Source organism: Flagellimonas aurea (genome assembly GCF_017313785.1).
GTDB classification, from domain to species: domain Bacteria; phylum Bacteroidota; class Bacteroidia; order Flavobacteriales; family Flavobacteriaceae; genus Flagellimonas; species Flagellimonas aurea.
The window spans coordinates 496,324-518,012 of the sequence record NZ_JAFLNL010000001.1 but is presented as its reverse complement, the minus strand read 5'-3'; the positions used below and the strand labels follow the sequence as shown (position 1 = coordinate 518,012).

Sequence of the window (21,689 nt, the reverse complement as noted above, 5' to 3'; positions counted from 1 at the left end):
TAATCGAACACGCTCTTTCACTTCTTTTTAGTACTTTTACATTTCTAATTAAAGGTTTTGATATTATGATTGCTCAAACTATATTTCTTGGTATGCTAGGTCCTTGGCAGATTGTTTTGATCGTGGCCGTGGTTGTTTTGCTTTTTGGAGGCAGAAAGATTCCAGAGCTGATGAAAGGACTTGGTAGCGGTATCAAAGAGTTCAAGGACGCGACCAAAGAAGACGATAAATTGGAAGGCGAAACAAAAGAGTCAAAATCCTAAACTTGACCTTTTTGACGGTTTGAGGTGTGCCGAATTACAAAAAAATTCGAGCAGCAACAACACTTTTTTACCATTCAGCGCCACAATTTCGCTCTTTCACAACAAAAAATTATCACCCCAATTACCTTATCCTACTTTAGCGGCTATAACTGAACCGTTAGGCCTCTAAATGCTTAACCTCCAAACGAACACATCATGTTTGTTTGTGCAGATGGAGTGGTAATGAAAAAACTGATCTTGCTTATTTTTCTTTTGTGCGCACTTGGGACCTTTTCCCAAGAGCTTGCCTTTTCCGAGTATGGGGGAACCTCTTCCACCTCCGAAAAGGAGAACCTTATAAAAGAGCCCGAAACCACAGACTTTGTAAAGCACCTCGATGGTCTTAACGACAAAAAGCTGGACAGGTATCTTCGCAAGCGAGGGACTTCGGAAAAGCTCATCGACAAAGGAAATGAGTACTTTGACCTAATGTGGTATGCAGAGGCCGCCCGCATTTTTGATTTGGTCCTGGAAAAAACCGCAGCTAAACACACCCAGCACTTGCTCTCGAGAGCTGGAGACTCCCATTACTATACAGGTAACTTGGAAAAAGCGTACCACTGGTACCATGAGCTGCACCAATTGTACAAAGAGGAAATGGAAGAGGATGCATTGTTCAAGTACAAGGAAACCTTAAAAGGTACGGGCAAATATCAAAGAGCCGCCACCCTGACCAAAATTTTAAGACAGAAAAGAAACGAGCCCCTAAATGAACTCGATAAGGTTGATCCCAGCACTTGGGAAGCAACTTATGATGTTTCGATCAAAAATTTGAAAATCAACTCTCCCTACTCCGATTTCTCCCCCATGTTTCACAATGGCTCGGATATCGTCTATGCTTCGGCCAAGGACACTTTGTTTTTAACGACACGTCGGTATCGCTGGACCAATCAACCTTTTTTGGACCTTTACCTTGCGCAACAAAAAGGTGGAGACGGTGAACTTTCCGCACCCAAAAAGTTTTCTAGAAAGATCAACACCAAATATCACGAAGCCTCAATGGCTTTCTCTCCTGACCAAAAAACAATCTATTTTACAAGGAACAACTATGGAAAGCATCTAAAACGGGGCGAAAACGGAATCAACCACCTGAAGATTTACCGTTCCGAGTTTAAAGATGGCGAATGGACCAAGGCAGAGGAGCTTCCCTTCAATAGTGAAAACTATTCCACAGGCCATCCTGCTATAAGCCCGGATGGGAAAAAAATGTATTTCGTTTCGGATAGGCCCGGGGGTTTTGGCGAAACAGATATATATGTGGTGGATATTGATGCAAATGGGGCGTTCTCCGAGCCAAAAAACCTTGGAAAGACCATCAACACCGAAGCGAAGGAAATGTTTCCTTACGCGGTCGAAAACGCGCTCTATTTTTCTTCCAACAGGCCGATGGGTTTCGGAGGGCTGGATGTATATAAATCCGATGGTACAAATGAAACTTTTGGAGTAGGTGTGAACTTGGGCGAACCCATCAACAGTAACAGGGACGATTTCTCGTATATTATCGATGCTTCCGGCGAGCAAGGTTATTTTGCTTCCAATCGTAAAGGGGGCAAAGGGGATGACGATATTTATTCCTTTAAGTCCATTCCGAACTTCAACGCCATTGTTGGTTCAGTTGCCAGTGAGTCCTCGGGCATTCCATTGGAAGAAACCAATATATCTTTGTATGATAAAGACGGTATATTCTTGAGCAAGTCCGTTTCGGACACCACAGGTAGATACGTTTTCAAAAACCTAAATCCATCGACGGGTTATACCCTTGTGGCCACAAAAAATGGTTTTATGGACGACTCCATTTCTGTAAAAACCAAAGAGAATGAAAATGTTCCGGTTACCCAATTCTTAAGGAAGGGCGTAAAAGAAAAACCAATAACAGAAGTGTACGAGCCAAGCAATGTTTATTTTGCATTCGACAGTTATGAGATTACACCAAAGTACGCTCAGGAGCTGGACAAACTGGTAACGGTACTCAAGGAAAACAAAATACTTTCCCTAAAAATTGAATCCCATACCGACGCCATTGGTTCGGAAAGCTACAATAAATATTTATCGGACAAGCGCGCCAAATCCACTCGAGACTATATTGTTTCCCAAGGAATCGACGTTTCAAGAATCTTAAGCGCCGTTGGATATGGGGAAGATCGCCTGTTGAACAATTGTTCCAATGGAACACCGTGTGCCGCCGACCAGCATCGCCTGAACAGAAGGTCGGAATTTATCCTTGTAGCCGAATAAATCACACTTCCGGAGGGGTTTGCTCCCTGCTTTTTCAAGAATATTGCACTTTATCGATATCCCTGTCCGACCAACAGCGCTTGGTTCGCGTGCACTTTATCGATCAAAGGGATATGCTGGTAGACCACTGGTCCTAAGCTGCTTATTTCACCTTGTTTTTAATGCGTTTTGTCCTTTTGTTTTCGGTTCCATCCCAGTATATCGAATCTTTGGCCTGTATTTAATCCTTAAATCAGACATATGAAAAAATTACTACTCGTTAAAGAAATCTATTTGGAGGGGTTTAGAAACCTTGGGCACATCATCATAGAAAAATACTTTAAAGTATTCGCATGGTTTAGCTTTGTTATGTTCTTTATAGTGCTTTATGCATTTGTATATAGGATGGCCACAGGTTTTGCATTTGATTAACAAGTCCATCATATTTAAAAAACCAAAAGGCCCGACAATTGTTCGGGCCTTTTGGTTTTGTATAAGTATTTTTTTAGTCCGTGGAGGTAGTATCCGATGGCTTAAAGTCCACTGTCTTTAAGATGGCTTCCAGCTCGAACATATAATCCCTTTTTTCTTCGGAAGGGGCGAAAGTGAATCCCTCTATCACCATTTTCCTATTGTTCTCCTCATCATTGATGATATAGGTTAAAAATGGGCCTGCCATAGGATACCCATGAATTTCCCAAACACCTTTTACCTCCGCCGCTTTTTTACCGCCAATTTCCGCAGGGAAAACATAGGGCGCAAAAGCTTTTTCGGTGATCATGTAGGTGTTCTCATAAGGTCCTGGTATAAATTTTTGACCAATGGAATCTCGCATTCTTACAATATCCTCCACAAAAGTGGAGTCGTTGCTGAAATAGTCCCAAGGCATCTCATAAGCAATGATGTTCATGGTTCCCTTTGGGATTTGTATGTCCATCCAAACAAAGTTGTCCTCTCTTCTGCCCACCTTGTAGAGCGATGGCACGTTCATGTGTATCCCAAATTCCTCTTCCAAAGCTTTGTCCTTGCTCAGAGAGCGCTCGAACCTTCGTTGCGCCTCGGCAATCTCGTTGGCCCTGAATTCCTTTATGGCCCTGTCTGCCAAAGAATCAAGGTTTTTGATCATAACCTCCTCTGTTGGGCCTGTAACCACCGCAACTTTTTGAGGTTTGGCGTAGGCATCGTCCTTTATATGGGCCAAAGACGTAGAATCTTGTTCAACATACAACAATGATCTCGAGTGAGTGGTGGTTCCCTTAAAAACCTTTGGAGGTACTTGGGTTATGGTAAATTTCGGCTCTATTTGGGGAAGTCCCACAATTTGGGCGGCAAACTCGTCCCTTATCTTTTCCCCCACCGGCCCTCTCCAAAGCTCAGTGTCCATAACCACCATCAAGGTATTGATGCCCCCTGTTGAGGGTGGTAAAAATTTTTCTTTTGGGCCTGAATTCTTACAGGCTCCCAATGCCAACATACTAGCGGCAAACAATAGTGTTCCTAGTTTTTTCATCTTGTGTTAAATTTACGAAGAACAATCACACAATTTAAGTTTTGTGCCCGGTTTTAGGTTATTACCACTAATACCGTTCCATTCTCGTAAATTTTCTATGGAAACCCCAGGGTATTTTTTTGAGATTGTCCAAAGGGAGTCGCCAGATTGTACCGTATGGATCTTGGAACCTCCTGCAACGGTTGTTCCAGAGTTGGAGTTGTTCGATTTTGAGGTCTTCTGTGCGATATATGGCTTTCTGGGATATATTGTCAAGCGCTGTCCAACACGAAGATTGTTACTTCGAAGTCCGTTCCAGCTTTTTATCTGGCTTACACCGACCCCATATTGTTCGGCGATCTTGCCCAAATAATCACCGCTTTTCACCCGATAACGTATCTGGTCCTCCGCGGTCACCATGTTCGGTAAAGGCTTTTCCAAAGAATCCAGTTCCTTTTTTGCGTAAGCATAGATTTCTTCCTCATTGGAAACAAACTTGCCTATTTTGGCAATGGGCAAACGTAGGGCATAATTTTTTCCTTCTACTTTAGGTATGATGTTGAGCTTGTACGCCGGGTTGAGCATTTCCAGCTCTTCGGTTCCTATATCGACCAATTTTGAAATCTGGTCGAAAGTAATCAGGTTCTTAACATGAACGGTATCCGTCTCAAAATAGGGCCTATCCGCCTTTTTGTATTGTAGGCCATGTTCTTCGGCATATTCAAAAATGTACATGGTGGCCAAAAAGGCTGGAAGATACCCTGCTGTTTCACGTGGTAGAAATGGACGGATGTTCCAATAATTCTCATATCCTCCAGAACGTCGAATCGCCTTGTTTACGTTTCCAGGACCAGAGTTGTATGCTGCCAAGGCCAAGTCCCAGTCACCAAAGATATCGTAGAGTCTTGAAAGGTATTTGCTGGCGGCCTTTGTGGCCATAATGGGGTCGTGCCTTTCGTCCACATAACTGCTTACGTCCAGTCCGTACATTTTGCCCGTGCTGTACATAAACTGCCACAGCCCTTTTGCGCCAACCCTAGATCGTGCTTTTGGGTTGAGAGCGGATTCCACAATGGCCAAATATTTTATTTCCAAAGGAATATTTTGGTTGTCCAGTTCCTGTTCAAACAGGGGAAAATAAAACTGACTTGCCGTTATCATCCGCTGCATCAAGTCCCTTCTCCTTGTCAAAAAGGATTTGATGACACTCTCCAAAGAAGAATTGTAGGTAATATTGAACGGGGTTTTCTCGTTCATACGGGCCAACCTTGCTTTTAGCGTGTCGGTCGGCAAATCTATTTCAAAGGCCTCCTCCAATTCAGAATCATTCTGAACCTCCAACAACATATCACTGAACAAATCGGCATTGCTGTGGAGTTCTTTCAGCCAGAGACTGTCATACCGCCAAGCTTCCTCAAGGTCGCGTAGCTTGAATTTTCCGTCCTCATGCGTTTCCAGGGCCATAAGCTGACCGTCAATTTTAATGTTGGAAACCGTGATGGTCCCATTTTCCTCTTCTTGGAGCAAAACGGAATCCTTTGACTTGTTCTGTGCAATTTCGGATTGTTGTGCACGCACAAAGGGGCTTGCTGATAGCAGAACAGCAAAAACAGCTACGCTTAAACTCTGTTTCATTTTGGACAAAATTTGATTTCGGGGCGAACGAAAATGGCTTTTTTTTCTGAAAGAATAAAGCCTCGAGACAAAATTCTCTTACTTTTAACGTTTGCCCTGATATCTCACAACGTGAGACTTAGCCCAATATTGCAGCAATGCCCGGCAATGTTTTCCCTTCCAGGCTTTCGAGCATGGCCCCGCCACCAGTGGATACGTAGCTCACCTTCTCCTCGAACCCGAATTGTTTGACGGCAGCAACGGAATCTCCTCCTCCTACTAGGGAGAACGCTCCGCTTTGTGTGGCCTCATCAATATAATTACCTACGGCAATGGTGCCCTTGGCAAAGTTTTCCATTTCAAAAACACCTACGGGACCGTTCCAAAGAATAGTCTTGGAAGCCAAGATTACTTGCTTGAATATCTCCAAGGTTTTTGGACCGGCATCCAATCCTTGCCATCCGTCGGGAATTTCGTTAACGTCAACAAATTGGGTGTTGGCATCGTTACTAAAATCATCAGCGGCCAAAACATCCACAGGCAAGTATACTTTCACATTTTTGGCCTCTGCTTGTTTTAGGATATCCAAGGCAAGTTCCATTTTATCATCCTCACAAATGGAGTCGCCTACTTTCCCGCCTTTAGCTTTTACAAAAGTATAGGTCATTCCTCCTCCGATGATAAGGTTGTCCACTTTGCCCAGTATGTTTTCGATGATGGTGATCTTTGAAGAAACCTTGGCCCCCCCCAAAATTGCGGTCACTGGTTTTTCCCCTGTTTCCATCACTTTATCGATGGCTTTGATTTCCTTGGCCAATAAATAGCCAAAGCATTTGTTTTCCGGGAAAAACTTGGCCACAATTGTGGTTGATGCGTGGGCACGGTGCGCTGTTCCGAACGCATCGTTTACATAAACATCGCCATGCTTGGACAATTCCTCTGCAAAGGACTCATCACCGGCTTCCTCTTCAGCATGAAAACGAAGGTTCTCCAACAAAAGCACCTCCCCGCTCTTTAAGGCAGCAACTGCTTCATCTGCTTTTGCGCCAACACAGTCCTCGGCGAACTTCACTTGTACACCAACTACATTCGAGACGGTCTCGACAATGTGTGAAAGCGACATATCCGGATTGGCTTTTCCCTTTGGTCTGCCCATATGGCTCATCAAAATTGCGGACCCGCCATCTTCCAAAACCTTAAGGATTGTCGGTTTTGCCGCATCGATTCGACTGGTGTCGGTCACGTTGAAATCCCCGTCCAATGGTACGTTGAAATCCACTCTGATCAATGCTTTTTTTCCTTCGAAGTTAAAATCGTCTATCGTCTTCATGTAATGTGTTCTTTTTTGAGAATTTCAAATGTAAAGATTTCCTGCTTTTTCCATGGTTGCACAGGCCTATTATTTGAAAGTTTATCTCTTTTTAACCTTTTCGGTTCGATATGTTAAACCAGCAATCGATAGGAAAACATGCCATACAAAACTTCCACACTTAAAAATGTATCTTTGATCCATGCTTTTTAAAAACGTTTTAGGGCTGGAGCACATCAAAAATCATTTGGTGACGACCGCTGAGACAGGCAGGGTTGCCCATGCGCAGCTATTTGTTGGGCCCGAAGGCTCCGGGGTGCTCTCTATGGCTTTGGCCTATGCACAATATTTGCTTTGTGGCAATACTGGCGGAGAGAATGATGGAGGAAATCCTGTCTGCAATACAAAGTGCAACTCCCTTACGCATCCCGACCTACATTTTGCCTTTCCCGTTTCCAATTCGGACAAGGTAAAATCGCATGCCGTGAGCGACCATTATTTGGAGGAATGGCGGCAATTTGTGAAGGAACAGCCCTATGGCAACTTGTTTGATTGGTACCGGCACATCGGCATCGAAAAAAAACAGGGCCAGATCGGGGTGGATGAGGCCCAGGACATGGTAAAGAAGCTTTCTTTGAAATCCTATGAAGGCGGATATAAGATTCTCATTGTTTGGATGGCGGAAAAAATGAACACCTCCGCGGCCAATAAACTTTTAAAATTGATCGAGGAACCACCGGACAAAACGGTATTGCTCCTTTTGGCAGAAGAAGAGGAACAGATCATCAATACCATCCGTTCCCGTTGCCAGATCCTCAACTTCCCTCCTTTGGCGGAACAGGCGATCACCGATGAACTTTTGCTCAGGGGCGTATCACAGACAGAGGCACTCACCATAGCCCTTGAGGCAAACGGAAATTTCAATAAAGCCTTAGACCTTTTGAACAAGGATTCGGAAGATCTTGTTTTTGAGCGTTGGTTCGTACAGTGGGTGCGCAGTGCTTTTAAGGCCAAGGGAAACAAGGGTGCCATCCAAGAATTGATCTTGTGGAGCGATGAGGTATCCAAAACGGGGCGCGAAGTGCAAAAAAAGTTCTTGGCCTACTGTCTTACCATGATGCGACAAGCCCTTTTGCTCAACTACAAGGCCAACGAACTTGTACATGCCAAAGTACACATGGAGGGTTTTGACCTGAAAAAATTTGCTCCCTTTGTACATGAAAACAATATTTTGGATATTGTAAAGGAGTTGGAGCAAGCCATTTTTCACGTGGAACGCAACGGGAATTCCAAGTTGATCTTCACGGATTTGTCCATAAAACTTACACGGCTCTTGCATGCCAAGGCCGATTAAATAAAACTGACCATGAATGATTTATTTTCAAATGCCACGGAAATTCTACTGCTGGCATTCCTTACCATTACTTTTTTACAGAGCGGAATCGACAAACTCCTGGATTGGAAAGGCAATCTTGGTTGGCTGACCGGGCATTTCTCAAAAACAATTTTCAAGGGAACTGTCCCTGTTCTTCTGAGCGTTGTATTAGTGTTGGAAATGCTGTCCGGAATATTGTGTGGAGTGGGCATTTTTGAATTTGCTGTGGAAGGGGAAACAATGTTCGGTCTTTATGGCGCCACACTTTCTGCCATAACGTTGTTAATGCTATTGTTGGGGCAGCGAGTGGCCAAGGATTATGTAGGGGCGCAAACCATCGTGGTATATTTGATCCCGACCATTTTTTTGGTATATCTGATGCAATAAAACCTTCCCAGCATGATCCTAGAACCTATCCAGCGTCCAGAACTATCCGACAAAACCAAACTTGCCTATGGGCAATTCGAACGATTGATCGTTGAAATCAAAAAAAAGAAACTGCCGGAAGAAATCGAGCTGGTCATCAACAAGCACATAACACAATTGAATTCGGTTACCGATTCTGGTAAAACATTGCGGAACGCTATCCGAAAAGAACAATCAAAAATTGTAGGAATGTTGGCTCAGAAACTCAAAATCGTACCCATAAACTATTTTAGAAAAACATGGTTTGTTCTGGGCATGACAGTTTTTGGCCTGCCCATTGGTGCTGCCTTGGGACTTAGTTTGGGAAATATGGCGTTTTTGGGCATTGGACTGCCCGTAGGCATGTCCATGGGGCTGGCAATGGGGGCCCGAATGGACAATAAGGCCAAGGAAGAGGGCCGACAGCTCGATATAGAACTTAAAATGTAACCCATGTTCGGAAAAAAAGCGATTGCTCCGTTAATGGTCATAGTGATCAGTCTAGTACTTTTTGTCATTAATCTGATAGAATTGAAAAACGGAAATGGTGAAATTTGGGGCATGGTTTCCAATATTTTACTAATTATCGCCATGGCTTTAGTAATGATCGGCAACAAGAAAAAATCAAAAAATGAACGAACAAGAACAAAATACAGAGGGAACTTCTGTTGATTCCATTTCGGCTGCACAGGCCGATTTGCGCAAAAGCTATGCAGATGGTTCTTTGGGAGTTTTAGTTTCCGGAATGGTTTGGATGGCTGCCGCTTTGGTGGCCTTGTACGTTACGTCTCAAATCGCTGTTTGGACCTTGTTTTTTGGCGGTATGCTCATTCATCCTTTAGGGTTGTTGCTGGCCAAGCTTATAGGTGTTCCTACAAGTCATTCCCCAAAAAATGCCTTGGGCAAACTAGCTTTGGAGGGAACAGTTTTTATGTTGATGTGCATTCCCTTGGCGCTGCTCCTATCGTTACAGAACCACACTTGGTTTTTTCAGGGCATGTTGTTGATCATTGGAGGAAGGTATTTAACGTTCACTACGCTTTATGGTATCAAAACGTATTGGATCTTGGGCGGTATGTTGGGTGCAGCTTCCTTTGTGCTGTTTATTCTGAAGGCTTCCCCAGCCGTTTCTGCCCTATCAGGCTCAATTATAGAAATGGGTTTTGGTTCCTTTATGTTTTTCTCGTATAAAAAAAGTAAACCTTAACGTACTGACGATTTGGAAAAAATCAGACAATATTTCGAATCGGAATTTGGGATCTCACAAGACGATTGGGAAATTTTTTCATCAAAATTGAACCGATATGAATTCCCTAAAAAAAGTAAGTTGGTTGAAGCGGGCAAGGTGGAAAACTATTTGTCATTTATAGAAAAAGGGATTGTTCGCCTTTACATTCCCAAAGAAGATGGGGACCTCACTTTTGGTTTTGTTTTCAATGGGGCTTTTGTTAGCGCATACGACTCTTTTCTCACCCAAAAACCATCTGAATATACAGTAGAAACGATTACCGATACGATACTTTGGCGTCTTGGCCATAAGGAACTTCAGGAGGTTTATGCATCTTCCAGGATTGGGAACTTGATCGGGAGAAGGGCCAGCGAGGAGCTTTTCTTGAAAAAATCAAAGCGAGAGCTTTCCCTTTTGCGGGATAGTGCCGAAGAGCGCTATCTCAACCTTTTTGAAGAACGCCCCGAGCTACTTCGTGAAATTCCCTTGAAATATATTGCTTCATACATTGGTGTTACCCCACAGGCCCTGAGCCGTATCCGCAGGCGTATTTCTTAACCTGGGTTCATTGACTTACCATATGTAATGTTGGATTTTTGCCTAAAAAAAGATGAAACCTCTCATTGTGCTTGTTGGCACCTTTGTAGTGTCAACATTAATTTTAAAAGTCTTTAAAAGGAATTTGCACCTTCAATTAGCGGGCAGGATTGCGATGTCCTGCATGTTGGTGTTCACTGCTATCGGACATTTTGCTTTTATGCAGGGAATGGAGGCCATGGTTCCTTCGTTTATCCCTTTTAAGAAGGCAGTTGTGCTTATCACCGGAATTATGGAAGTTCTCTTCGCTATTGGCATTTTGCTGCCTCAATATCAAAAACAAACGGCTTGTTTGTTGATTGCATTTTTTATTTTGATTCTTCCAGCCAATATTAAAGCGGCCCTTGAAGAAATCAACTACCAAACGGGGGAAATGAATGGACCGGGAATACACTACCTATGGTTCCGTGTCCCGTTGCAGTTCTTTTTTATGCTATGGGTTTACTTTGCTTCAATTAGGTAAAACAAAAAACCCACTCTTTAGAGTGGGCTTCATCAATGTATTGAATGCACCGAGTGTATTAATTCTCGTACTTATCGTTCAAAATCTTCAGGATGGCATCCGTAACATCTTTTGCTTTGTCACCATAAATAACAGAACCGCCTTCGCCTCCACCAAGAATATAGGTGTAGCCATTATCTTTTCCGTAAGCTCTGATTTCTTTTTTCACCTTCTTAACCAAAGAGTCCATTTGTTCTTGGCTGGTCAGTTGCAACTGTTGCTCTTCTTGCTGTAATTGCTGGCCAATGCGCTGTCCCCGTTGTTGCAATTCTGAATATTGCTCTTGTGCGTTTTGCTGGGACAGGCTTTGTGCCTTGCCTTGGAATTCCTGCAATTCCATTTGGAACGCTTGTGAGATACTGTCACGTTTTCTGCCCATGGTTTCGGCCTTTTTTTGGAACTTGGCCTCCACATCAACTTTCTCTTGATACTCGTCCATGATTTTTACGCTGTCCACATATCCAATTTTGTTTTGCTGACACGACATTGCTGTAATGGCAATTGCAAGCACTACTAATTTTTTCATCTTTTACTTTTTATAGATGCGCAAAAATAGAAAAGCTTTTGGAAAGGCGCTCATTAAGTTTTTGTGATGTTAAAATCAGGCTTGACCGAACCATAAGTGTTTTCTATGGAAATACAACAACGGTATTTGTTGCACTTATTTTGTCGGCGCTCAGAAACAAGCCGATTTGGGCGGTTCTCTTTGGTTTGATATGATTGTGCATCTGAGCACGGATTCGTTCGACAGCGGCTCTCAAAATCGTTTATTCCTTCTTTTTTAGAATGTAGATCAACGAAGAATGCTCTTTGGTAAAGATGGCTTTGAGGTTGGACCACAATCCTACAAAAAATGCGCTAACTAGGTACAGTTTGTTTCCTCGATACTTTTCTGAAAGCATTGATACATAAAAAGCATCGAACCACATCGGTTCGATTTGTACCACTTCCATTTGATGTGGGGCAAAAAGTTTGGAAATCGATGTTTTTGAAAAATGCCAAAGGTGTCTTGGAACGTCAAAAGCCGCCCAATGGGATGAATAGTATTTGGCATCATAGGATTTAAAGTTGGGGACGGCAATGACCAAAACACCGTCCTCTTCCAATAGTTGGACCAGGGTTTCTATCTGCTCTTTCAAATTGGGCAAATGCTCGAGAACATGCCAAAGGGTGATGGCCTGGAATTTTTGTCCGGCCACATCCTCTACATTTGAAGATAGTCGGATTCCTTTCTGCTCCGCAAGTTTTCTTGCTTTGTGATTTGGCTCCACACCCGTTACTTGAAAACCTGAATTTTGGGCCGCAATCAAAAAATCACCGGTTCCCGCACCCAAATCGAGGAGATTTTTTGTCTCATCTAATTGATTTTCAACAATTTGAATCTTATTTTTAAGATTTTTAGCTTTTACTGATTGATAAAGCCTGTCCGTGAAGGAAGATTTGGAGTCTGTATGGGAAATATAGTCTTCGCTTTCGTAGTAAGGAGTCAAATTCTCGGGTTGCGGTTGGGTCACTAGCATATCCAATTCTTCGTCCCAATGCAATTCAAACTGTTCTCCGGAAACAGAAAAGTCTTTAGTTTTTAAAAACAACTTCATTATAGTTATCGGTTGTCAAATATTCGTTTTTCAATTCCCGAAGATAGGACAAAACCATTTCTCTTGAAATTGAATCTTCAGATAAACAATCCTCTTCTGTGTCAGTAAAAACTTCCAGGGCAATGTACCAGTTTCCAACACGTGTGGCATAAGCATCTTCAAGAATCGGGTCCATATCGGCCGATTTGCTTAACGCCACATCCAAAGCCAGCGGAATTAGGTTTATGGTCTTCGTCGGAATTTCAACCTCGTAAAACGAAAAGTAAAAGGTATTGCCACTGACCAAAAAGGGAACCTGCACATCTACATAATAATCGTCGAGTTGAAACTTTGTATTGATGTATTCGTAAAATTCGTTCGCGTCTTTCGGGTCTTCAAAAACAAAGACACTTTTCTTTGGAAGCCCCTTTTTAAATCGTTTGCCTTGGGTCAATTTATAGTCCCTTATGTTTGGGGCAATCCGTAACGGAATACAGGAACTCAAAAGGACCAAAACAAAAATGGTCGGTAAAAATCGTTTCATCTGGCGTAGTGTTATGCCAAAAATGAAATCAAAAACTGAGCCATTTGTATATAAGCGGAAAACAAAAAAATGTGTTCCACGTGGAACAAGTCTTTGGATTATCTCCCCAAATACACCAAAAGAACACTTATGTCTGCTGGAGAAACTCCGCTAATTCGGGATGCTTGGGATATAGTAACCGGCTGAATAGATTCCAATTTTTCCCTAGCTTCGTAGGACAGTGATTTAAGTTTTGAATAATCAAAATTATCCGGAATTCGGACATTCTCCAAACGCTGTAGCTTATCCGCATTTGTCTTTTCCTTTTCGATATAACCGGAATATTTAACTTGAATCTCTGCCTGCTCCAAGACCTCTGTATCCAATTTATTTTCCTTTACAAATTCTGAAACAGAATCCAATTGAAGCATGTGGTCCATGGTCACTTTTGGCCTTGAAAATACCTTGAACAATTTATCGGATTGTTTTACCAAAGACGAATCCAACGACTCCAAAATAGGGTTTATTTCATCGGTAGTAAAGCTGGTTTTTTTGAAGAAATCGACAAAATTATCGGATTTGCTCATCTTCTCCTCCATTCGTTTTAGGCGCTCTTCTTTTGCCAGACCTATTTCATATCCCTTTGGCGTCAATCTTAAATCGGCATTATCCTGTCGCAATAAAGTGCGGTATTCTGCTCTGGAGGTAAACATTCGATAAGGTTCTTCTGTCCCTTTTGTGATCAAATCATCGACCAAAACTCCTATATAGGCTTCATCTCTTTTTAGGATAAATGGTTCCTTTTCATTGATTTTCAAGTGTGCATTTATACCGGCCATCAAACCTTGCGAAGCTGCTTCTTCGTATCCCGTGGTACCATTAATTTGCCCAGCGAAATACAGGTTGTTTATCAACTTGGTTTCGAGCGTATGCTTCAATTGTGTGGGCGGAAAATAATCATACTCGATTGCATAGCCCGGCCTAAAGAATTTTACATGCTCAAATCCCTTTACAGATTTTAAGGCCTTGTATTGCACGTCCTCTGGCAAGGAAGTGGAAAATCCGTTTACATATACCTCCACCGTATTCCAGCCTTCTGGTTCTACGAATATTTGATGGGAATCCTTGTCGGAAAATCGATTGATCTTATCCTCGATGGATGGGCAATATCGTGGCCCTAAACTTTGAATTCTACCATTGAACATAGGCGAACGATCAAACCCTTCACGCAATAAATCGTGGACCAATTGACTGGTATGCGTCATATGGCAATCACGTTGGGTTTGAAGAATCGGAGTGTTCAAATAAGAGAATTTCTCTGGTCGGTCATCACCTGGTTGAGGAATCATTTTGGAATAATCCAATGACCTCCCATCCACCCTTGGAGGGGTCCCCGTTTTCATCCTCCCGCTATCAAATCCAAGCTCAACCAATTGTTCGGTTATTCCTGTTGCAGCTTTTTCCCCTGCTCTACCTCCCCCCAATTGTTTCTCGCCAATATGGATCAATCCATTCAAAAAAGTGCCATTGGTAAGCACTACCGCCTTGGCACGGATCTCTAATCCCAAACTGGTTCTTACTCCCACAACCTTATCTCCTTCAATCAACAAACCGTTGACCATCTCCTGATAAAAATATGCCTTTGGGGTATTCTCCAAAGCCATTCGCCATTCCTCTGCAAAACGCATACGGTCATTTTGTGCCCGTGGGCTCCACATTGCCGGCCCCTTGGATTTGTTCAACATCTTGAACTGTATGGCCGACTTGTCCGTAACCATTCCACTATATCCTCCAAGGGCATCTATCTCACGAACAATTTGCCCTTTGGCTATCCCACCCATGGCAGGGTTGCAGGACATTTGCCCAATAGTCTGAAGGTTCATTGTGACCAACAAAGTACTGGAGCCCATGTTGGCCGCCGCGGCAGTTGCCTCGGCTCCGGCATGTCCCCCTCCTACTACAATAACATCATACTCCTTTTCAAACATATCTATGGTTCCACGTGGAACATTTTAATCTTTTCGTCTTCTTTTTCGCGCATCAACTTGGACTCCTCTTTGCTCTTGTCTCCATATCCTGCTAGGTGCAAAACACCATGGCTCATCACCCGGCGAAGTTCGTTTAAAACATCTTCTTCAAACTCCTTGGCATTCTCTTTGACTCGATCGGTTGAAATAAAAATATCAGCCGAAATGGCGCTCCCATCTGTATAGTCAAAAGTAATAATGTCCGTGAAGGTGTCGTGCTTTAAATACTCCTGATTCAGCTCCAACAAGTATTCATCCGTGCAAAAAATATAATCCACTTGACCAACGGAAAATCCTTCAGATTGTATAACCCTATTTATCCAATCGACATACTCGGATATGTTATCAATCAATAAATCACTTTTAAAATGAAACTCAATCATTATTGAAATAAACCTTTACCTTCTTTTCAAAATTTTGCCGCAAAGGTAATGCTTGTCTATTTAATATTTCAATGCTATTCCTGTAATCTTGAAGTAGTTCTGGCTTGGTAGTAACCGGATTTACATATTGTTTTACGTTGGTGTCGCTTTCACGCTCCTTCTTTTCGCCTTGCTCCATGGAAGCGTTCTCCAGCTTCATCAATTGATGTTGAATATTGTTTGCCTTGCTGCGGGTTCGGTCTGTGATGCCATTTTCCAACAAATCGTTTTCGAAATCCTCCATTTGCTGAATCAACTTTTTAGCAAGGTCCTTGTCGGACTGTTGCATCATATCCTCCAACTGCTTTTCCAAATTTTCCCTTAGGAACTGTTGTTCCTTATAGATCTCATACACCTCATTGAGATTCATTTCTCCAAGTCCGTTTCCCGTTGATTGGCCTTCCTTTCCTTGACCGGAACCTTGCCCACTTTCGCCTTTGTCACCTTCCTGTCCGTTCTTGCCTTTGCCTTGGTTGCCCTGTTGCCCTTCTTGTTGACCGCCTTCATTTTCTCCGCTTTGTTGGCCTTGACCCTCGGACGGTTTACCTTGTTGGCCTGAGCCGTTCATTTTTTCCTGAATTTCTTGCTGGCCTTTTATAATGTCTGGTAACTGAAAGTCTTGGCCCTCTCCTCCACTTCCTTGACCAGGACTCATATTCTGTTGCATATTATCCAAAATATTCGCCAGAAAATCAGCAAGTGCATTGGTGGCATTGATTACATACTGCTGATATGAAGCCCCCTGGTAAATTTGATTCTCGGCAATACTTTCCAGTGATTTATCAATGTTGTAATAGACTTCTGTAATCTGCTCGTTTACGAATTCGGACAACTCGGCCCTGCGCAAAGAAAGTGAGAAAAGACTATCATCAACATGTTCAAATAATCTCCTTAAGTTTTGTTGGTCCTTTACTGTTCTAGAAAACTGTGAGATATCAACATCCGCGCTTTGAATATTATCAAAAAGATTCTCTTGTTTAAAAGAAAACGTGACCAAATTATCCAAAATTTGACGGAGCATTTCAGCATCCTCCGCATCACTTTCTCCCCCTCCCATGGAACCAGATTTCATGGACTGACTCATCTCGCGCATTTTCTGGGCAGCAGATTTCTGCTTTTTGGCTGCATTGTTCTCCGCTTTTCTCTTATCGTCAGACTGGGAGGATTGTTCCATTCCTTGGTGCTTATTGATTTCTTCCAGCGCATCCTTTTGGTCCTCTTTTACTGCATCGGTCTTGTTCTTATCCGTATCTAGGTCCAAAGGTTTGTGCAGTTGTTCGTTGTCCTTCTCCAATTCACGTATTTCCTTTTCTAAGTCATTGAAATCCCCATTAAGTTTTTGCTGCTCTTTATCACTAAAATCTTGACCTAGTTTTAACTCGGAAAGTGTTTCCTGTTTCTTGGCCAACTCATCCAACTCTTTGGAAATTTGGGAAGCTTTTTCCGTGACATAATACCGCTTAGTCAACTCTAAAATTTGCTCTAGGTTACGGGTGTTCTTTCCCTGGTTCTTACCCAACTCTTCCAAACGTCTTTGCAAATCCTCCTTATCGATTTTTTCAGCGATTTTTTCAAGTTCTTCGAGTAAAGCGGCATTCTTCTTTGCTTCGGCCTCTTGACGTTCCAAACGTTCTTGAAGCATCTTCTTCATTTCAGTGTCCTCAGCATTCCTATCAATGCTTTTGTTCAAATCTTGACTGAACTTCTGCATCAATTCTTCTTGTCTTTTCTGTTGTTGCAAGAAATTTTTAATCTGGCTTTTATCCTCAAAACTCAGCGACTTTTCTTCTTTCTGAAGATTGTTCAGCTCCGATAATTTTTCCTCTTGCTCTTTAAAAGATTTCAAAGACTCGCCCATTTTGTTCAGCGTGGTATTTTGAAACTCTAATTCTTTGTTATTCAACTCGTTATCATTATAAAGTGTAGCATCAAAGACAGCGCTTTTAGTCACTTTTCCTCCTCTAATCCCATCATTATCAACGATTTCAAAGAACAATTTGTACCGTTTACCGGGCTCAAGGGATAAGCCAGATGGAAATGTATAGTAGAATTGATACACATTCGTATTTGGGCGTTCAAGAGATAACCTTTGAATCTTGTTGGCATCATCGGAAGGATAACAAACCAATCGAATCTCACTTAAGCCATGGTCATCAGCAGCTTGACCAGTGTAATAGGATTGATTCGGATTCAACGAATCCAGAACTTGATCTACCTGGACCGTCGCCTTGGCATCCTTGACCACATTCAGTCGATAAGCTAACTTCTCAAAATCCAGAACCCTTTTGTTGGAGGTCGTCAACTCATACTCCAAATCATTATACAATCGTTTTGTGTTGGAAAAAAGATCATTCTCCTTTGTGAAAGAAAGCGTAGTATCCGCCGAAATCATTTTAATGTCGTCAACATAACCTCCATGAATCTTCCAAGTAACTTTTGTGCCTTCAGGAACTTCTGCATTACCCGTTCCTGTAACTATTTCGGACATAAGATTAAGATACTTCGGGTATTCCAATTCAAGGGCAAAATCAACTAAAGTGGGGGTCCTAAAACTGCTCACATTATAGCTTCTGGAATTCCAACCATTGGCCGACAAATAAAAACTGGTTTCAGGAACAGGTGGCTGAAAAGTATATTCATAATACGACCCTCTATGCTGCATTAACAATGCTTCTCGGTTGACAACAATTTCCACATTCTCCGGACGTACATCCCCTACAGTTTTTACTTGTATGGTCAACGCCTCGTTGTCCATTACTTCCAATTTAGAGTTCATAACCTGAAAAGTAAATGGCGCTGGTCTTTCGTAGGCCATATCGTAGTGCATTACCCTTTGATGGGAATTAAAAAAAGAAACAATGTCTCCAGCTATCCAGATAAAAGCAAAAATAAGTACGGGAAATACGATGTATTTGGCGTAGGAATAACTTTCCTTAAAATTAACGGCCTCTGCAAATGGCACCGGCCCCAAATTGGATGCTCGCTGTTCGATACTGGCCAATAGCAAATCCGACTTTTTGGGGTTTTCGGACAACTCTAAAAAATTCAATAGTTTGTCATCCACATCTGCAAAGTGCTTTCCTATCAATTTGGACGCAGTTTTATTGTCCATCCCCTTTCTCATCCTGAACAGGTACATCAATGGTACAACTACATATCGGAATAACAGATAGGCTTCAACGATTATAAAAAGAACGAACAACGTCAATCTCCAAGAATTACCCAGCCATAAGAGGTATTCAAAAAAAGTTATGGCAATCCAAAACATGGTGCCCAAGGTCAAGAACAAGAAAATTCCCTTTATCAATTGCTTGGTATAAAACCTTTTGATAAAGCTCTCCAGCTTGGCCAATATGTTCTGATATGCGATCAACATGATGTATTTGTATTACCAAATTACCCGATCCGTTCGAAAAGAGCAGAAAAAATTTGTTAAACCTCCATTTACCAAACCTTAGGAAATATAGAAACACGCAGCTACAACCCTTTTCAATTCATCGGCATCAATGTATCTTTGCGTCCTAATACAGCCCTATTATGAGTCAAAAAGTACGAGTTCGATTTGCACCAAGCCCAACAGGTCCCCTACATATCGGTGGTCTTCGTACCGCTTTGTTCAATTATTTGTTCGCTAAAAAAAATGGTGGTGACTTTGTACTCCGAATTGAGGATACCGACCAAAACAGATTTGTTGAAGGGGCGGAAGATTATATCATAGAGGCATTGAACTGGTGCGGCATTCCTTTTGATGAAGGACCTGGAAAAGAAGGGGGCTTTGGGCCGTATAGACAGAGCGAGCGTAAACAATTGTACAAGTCATACGCCTTGGAGCTTGTGCAAAAGGGTAAAGCCTATTATGCTTTTGACACCGCTGATGCTTTGGACCAACACAGGAAAGACCATGAGGCCAAAGGGAAAACATTTATCTATAATTGGCACAATCGTTTAAAACTGGCCAACTCTCTTTCACTGACCAATGAAGAGGTCAAGGCCAAGATTGCTGCTGGTGAGGATTACGTAATCAGGTTTAAGTCTCCAGAGAACGAAGAATTACTCCTTCAAGATAGTATCCGCGGAGAAATAAAAATAGATTCAAATATACTTGATGACAAGGTGCTCTTCAAAAGTGATGGAATGCCCACCTATCATTTGGCAAACATTGTTGATGACCACTTAATGCAAATTACCCATGTTATACGGGGAGAAGAATGGTTACCGTCCTTAGCGTTGCATACCCTGTTGTATGATGCTTTTGGTTGGGATGCTCCGCAATTTGCCCATCTGCCCTTGATCATGAAACCTGTGGGCAAAGGAAAATTGAGCAAGCGTGATGGTGAAAAAGGGGGTTTTCCCGTATTTCCGCTCACGTGGAACCAATCCGAAGGATATCGTGAAGCCGGTTTCTTCCCGGAAGCCGTGGTCAATTTTTTGGCCTTATTGGGATGGAATCCAGGAACAGAGCAAGAAATATTTACTTTAGAGGAATTGATAGGCTCCTTTACTTTGGAACGGGTAAACAAGTCAGGTGCGCGTTTCGATCCAGAAAAGAACAATTGGTATAATCAGCAGTGGTTACAGATTAAGACAGATGATGAACTTGCCGAAATATATGCTGTAGAACTACAGAAAAAAGGGATTTCCGCTGAGTCAGGTTATATCGTGCAAGTAGTTTCCTCCATTAAAGAGCGCGCCAATTTTGTAAAGGACTTTTGGGCGCTGTCCGATTATTTCTTCCAGTCCCCTACCTCCTATAACGAAAAAGCTGTAAAAAAACAGTGGAAAGAAGATACTCCAGAAATCATGCAGCAAGTTGCGGAGGTTTTGCAAGACATCGAAGAGTTTGAATCATCCAAAATTGAAGAAACCGTTAAGGCATGGATCGCAGAAAAAGAACTTTCCTTCGGAAAAGTGATGCCCCCTCTCCGTTTGGTCATAGTTGGTGACATGAAAGGGCCCCATCTTTTCGACATAATGGCCTTGATCGGTAAAGCAGAAAGTATTGGCCGTATAAAAGCTGCCATAGACCGACTTTAGAATTCAAAAGAAATGTAACATTATTTAACAATTGGCTACTAATACTTTAGTCAAGTTTCGTAATTTTCATTTCTAACATAAATTCTAAACACTATGGGCAACTATTTAATAATACCTATTGCGTTTGTAGCGCTTATTATCCTGTTCAAATTTTTCTTTATTGTAAAACAACAAACGGCCGTTGCCGTGGAACGCTTCGGTAAGTTCCACAGTATCCGCAGCTCAGGGCTTCAGATGAAAATTCCCATCGTAGACCGTATCGCGGGCCGATTGAGCCTTAAGATTCAACAATTGGACGTTATCGTTGAAACAAAAACCTTGGACGACGTATTTGTGAAACTAAAGGTTTCCGTTCAATATGTAGTGATTCGGGATAAAGTATACGAAGCTTTTTACCAATTGGAATATCCACACGACCAGATTACATCCTACGTATTTGATGTAGTCCGTGCCGAAGTCCCTAAAATGAAATTGGATGATGTTTTCGTGAAAAAGGATGATATCGCCATCGCGGTAAAATCAGAATTGCAAGATGCCATGTTGGACTATGGTTTTGATATCATAAAAACCTTGGTGACGGATATCGACCCGGATGCCCAGGTAAAATCTGCCATGAACCGTATCAATGCTTCGGAACGTGAAAAAATAGCCGCCCAATTTGAAGGTGATGCACAACGTATCCTAATTGTTGAAAAAGCGAAGGCCGAAGCGGAAAGCAAAAGACTTCAGGGACAAGGTATCGCTGACCAACGTAGGGAAATCGCCAGGGGTCTTGAAGAATCCGTAGAAGTGCTTAACAAGGTGGGGATCAATTCACAGGAAGCATCTGCGCTTATAGTGGTAACCCAACATTATGATACCCTACAAGCAATCGGTGAGGAAACCGACACCAACCTGATCCTATTGCCCAACTCACCACAGGCGGGCAGTGACATGCTGAACAATATGGTAGCTTCCTTTACGGCAAGCAATCAAATTGGTGAAGCCATGAAACGCAAACAGAGCCAAAAAGATGCTGGAGAATCATAAAAATCCCTATAAACCATAAAAAAGGCCGCTCTACTAAGCGGC

The 21,689-nt window shown here is 42.4% G+C and carries 20 protein-coding genes; 11 read left to right on the top strand and 9 right to left on the bottom strand.

All coding sequences use genetic code 11. The features are described 5' to 3' along the window. The first annotated feature begins 65 nt into the window (after nucleotides 1–65). The 3 genes from tatA (at nucleotide 66) to J0656_RS02215 (ending at nucleotide 2,948) form a co-directional block, all read left to right on the top strand. Nucleotides 66–263: a twin-arginine translocase TatA/TatE family subunit gene (gene tatA, locus J0656_RS02225; RefSeq protein ID WP_166249756.1), complete on the top strand. Its 198-nt coding sequence runs from the start codon at nucleotides 66–68 to the stop codon at nucleotides 261–263. A 195-nt stretch (nucleotides 264–458) separates the two neighbouring features. Then, on the top strand, nucleotides 459–2,537 hold the full coding sequence (locus J0656_RS02220) for an OmpA family protein (RefSeq protein WP_207031186.1): 2,079 nt from the start codon (nucleotides 459–461) through the stop codon (nucleotides 2,535–2,537). 240 nt (nucleotides 2,538–2,777) lie between these two features. Continuing rightward, a complete protein-coding gene (locus J0656_RS02215) occupies nucleotides 2,778–2,948 on the top strand; it encodes a DUF6747 family protein (RefSeq protein WP_176619067.1) in 171 nt (56 codons plus the stop codon). 73 nt (nucleotides 2,949–3,021) lie between these two features. Here the strand turns inward: J0656_RS02215 and J0656_RS02210 are convergent, their stop codons facing one another. From J0656_RS02210 to J0656_RS02200, 3 genes are all read right to left on the bottom strand, one after another. Beyond that, nucleotides 3,022–4,026, bottom strand: a complete 1,005-nt coding sequence (locus tag J0656_RS02210; protein WP_207031184.1) for a DUF4837 family protein — start codon at nucleotides 4,024–4,026, stop codon at nucleotides 3,022–3,024. 12 nt (nucleotides 4,027–4,038) lie between these two features. Beyond that, the gene (locus J0656_RS02205; RefSeq protein WP_207031182.1) at nucleotides 4,039–5,640 is read right to left on the bottom strand and encodes a lytic transglycosylase domain-containing protein; all 1,602 of its coding nucleotides are present in this window, start codon (nucleotides 5,638–5,640) and stop codon (nucleotides 4,039–4,041) included. Nucleotides 5,641–5,758: 118 nt separating this feature from the next. Beyond that, a complete protein-coding gene (locus J0656_RS02200; RefSeq protein WP_207031181.1) occupies nucleotides 5,759–6,949 on the bottom strand; it encodes a phosphoglycerate kinase in 1,191 nt (396 codons plus the stop codon). Between the two features lie 181 nt (nucleotides 6,950–7,130). Here J0656_RS02200 and J0656_RS02195 point away from each other — a divergent pair, with 181 nt between their 5' ends. The 6 genes from J0656_RS02195 (at nucleotide 7,131) to J0656_RS02170 (ending at nucleotide 10,996) form a co-directional block, all read left to right on the top strand. Beyond that, nucleotides 7,131–8,282 (top strand): DNA polymerase III subunit, encoded by a 1,152-nt coding sequence (locus J0656_RS02195; protein WP_207031180.1) that lies wholly within the window; start codon nucleotides 7,131–7,133, stop codon nucleotides 8,280–8,282. Nucleotides 8,283–8,294: 12 nt separating this feature from the next. Beyond that, nucleotides 8,295–8,690 carry a DoxX family protein gene (locus tag J0656_RS02190; RefSeq protein WP_207031179.1) on the top strand — a complete coding sequence of 132 codons (396 nt, stop codon included), beginning with the start codon at nucleotides 8,295–8,297 and terminating at the stop codon, nucleotides 8,688–8,690. 12 nt (nucleotides 8,691–8,702) lie between these two features. Continuing rightward, nucleotides 8,703–9,158 (top strand): hypothetical protein, encoded by a 456-nt coding sequence (locus J0656_RS02185; RefSeq protein WP_207031178.1) that lies wholly within the window; start codon nucleotides 8,703–8,705, stop codon nucleotides 9,156–9,158. Nucleotides 9,159–9,339: 181 nt separating this feature from the next. Next, a complete protein-coding gene (locus J0656_RS02180) occupies nucleotides 9,340–9,915 on the top strand; it encodes a DUF7010 family protein (RefSeq protein WP_207031177.1) in 576 nt (191 codons plus the stop codon). A gap of 12 nt (nucleotides 9,916–9,927) precedes the next feature. Beyond that, nucleotides 9,928–10,494, top strand: coding sequence for a Crp/Fnr family transcriptional regulator (locus J0656_RS02175; RefSeq protein ID WP_207031176.1), 567 nt, complete (start codon nucleotides 9,928–9,930; stop codon nucleotides 10,492–10,494). Nucleotides 10,495–10,546: 52 nt separating this feature from the next. Beyond that, a complete protein-coding gene (locus tag J0656_RS02170; protein WP_207031175.1) occupies nucleotides 10,547–10,996 on the top strand; it encodes a DoxX family protein in 450 nt (149 codons plus the stop codon). Between the two features lie 58 nt (nucleotides 10,997–11,054). On the opposite strand, the gene J0656_RS02165 is transcribed toward J0656_RS02170, so the two are convergent. The 6 genes from J0656_RS02165 to J0656_RS02140 all read right to left on the bottom strand — a co-directional run bounded on the left by J0656_RS02165 (nucleotide 11,055) and on the right by J0656_RS02140 (nucleotide 18,960). After that, nucleotides 11,055–11,561, bottom strand: coding sequence for an OmpH/Skp family outer membrane protein (locus J0656_RS02165; protein WP_207031174.1), 507 nt, complete (start codon nucleotides 11,559–11,561; stop codon nucleotides 11,055–11,057). A gap of 241 nt (nucleotides 11,562–11,802) precedes the next feature. Continuing rightward, nucleotides 11,803–12,633 carry a class I SAM-dependent methyltransferase gene (locus tag J0656_RS02160; protein ID WP_207031173.1) on the bottom strand — a complete coding sequence of 277 codons (831 nt, stop codon included), beginning with the start codon at nucleotides 12,631–12,633 and terminating at the stop codon, nucleotides 11,803–11,805. Beyond that, nucleotides 12,611–13,156: a hypothetical protein gene (locus tag J0656_RS02155; RefSeq protein WP_207031172.1), complete on the bottom strand. Its 546-nt coding sequence runs from the start codon at nucleotides 13,154–13,156 to the stop codon at nucleotides 12,611–12,613. Before J0656_RS02155 ends, J0656_RS02160 begins: the two co-directional genes overlap by 23 nt. 98 nt (nucleotides 13,157–13,254) lie before the next feature. After that, the gene (mnmG, locus tag J0656_RS02150; protein WP_207031170.1) at nucleotides 13,255–15,123 is read right to left on the bottom strand and encodes a tRNA uridine-5-carboxymethylaminomethyl(34) synthesis enzyme MnmG; all 1,869 of its coding nucleotides are present in this window, start codon (nucleotides 15,121–15,123) and stop codon (nucleotides 13,255–13,257) included. Nucleotides 15,124–15,125: 2 nt separating this feature from the next. After that, a complete protein-coding gene (gene ybeY, locus J0656_RS02145) occupies nucleotides 15,126–15,545 on the bottom strand; it encodes an rRNA maturation RNase YbeY (RefSeq protein WP_207031169.1) in 420 nt (139 codons plus the stop codon). Continuing rightward, entirely contained in the window at nucleotides 15,538–18,960 is a 3,423-nt protein-coding gene (locus J0656_RS02140; RefSeq protein WP_237688815.1) for a hypothetical protein, read from the bottom strand. Before J0656_RS02140 ends, ybeY begins: the two co-directional genes overlap by 8 nt. Nucleotides 18,961–19,121: 161 nt before the next feature. Here J0656_RS02140 and gltX point away from each other — a divergent pair, with 161 nt between their 5' ends. Together gltX and J0656_RS02130 are read left to right on the top strand one after the other, a co-directional pair. Next, nucleotides 19,122–20,618: a glutamate--tRNA ligase gene (gene gltX / locus J0656_RS02135; protein ID WP_207031168.1), complete on the top strand. Its 1,497-nt coding sequence runs from the start codon at nucleotides 19,122–19,124 to the stop codon at nucleotides 20,616–20,618. A gap of 93 nt (nucleotides 20,619–20,711) precedes the next feature. Then, nucleotides 20,712–21,647: an SPFH domain-containing protein gene (locus tag J0656_RS02130; protein WP_207031167.1), complete on the top strand. Its 936-nt coding sequence runs from the start codon at nucleotides 20,712–20,714 to the stop codon at nucleotides 21,645–21,647. Nucleotides 21,648–21,689: the final 42 nt, after the last annotated feature.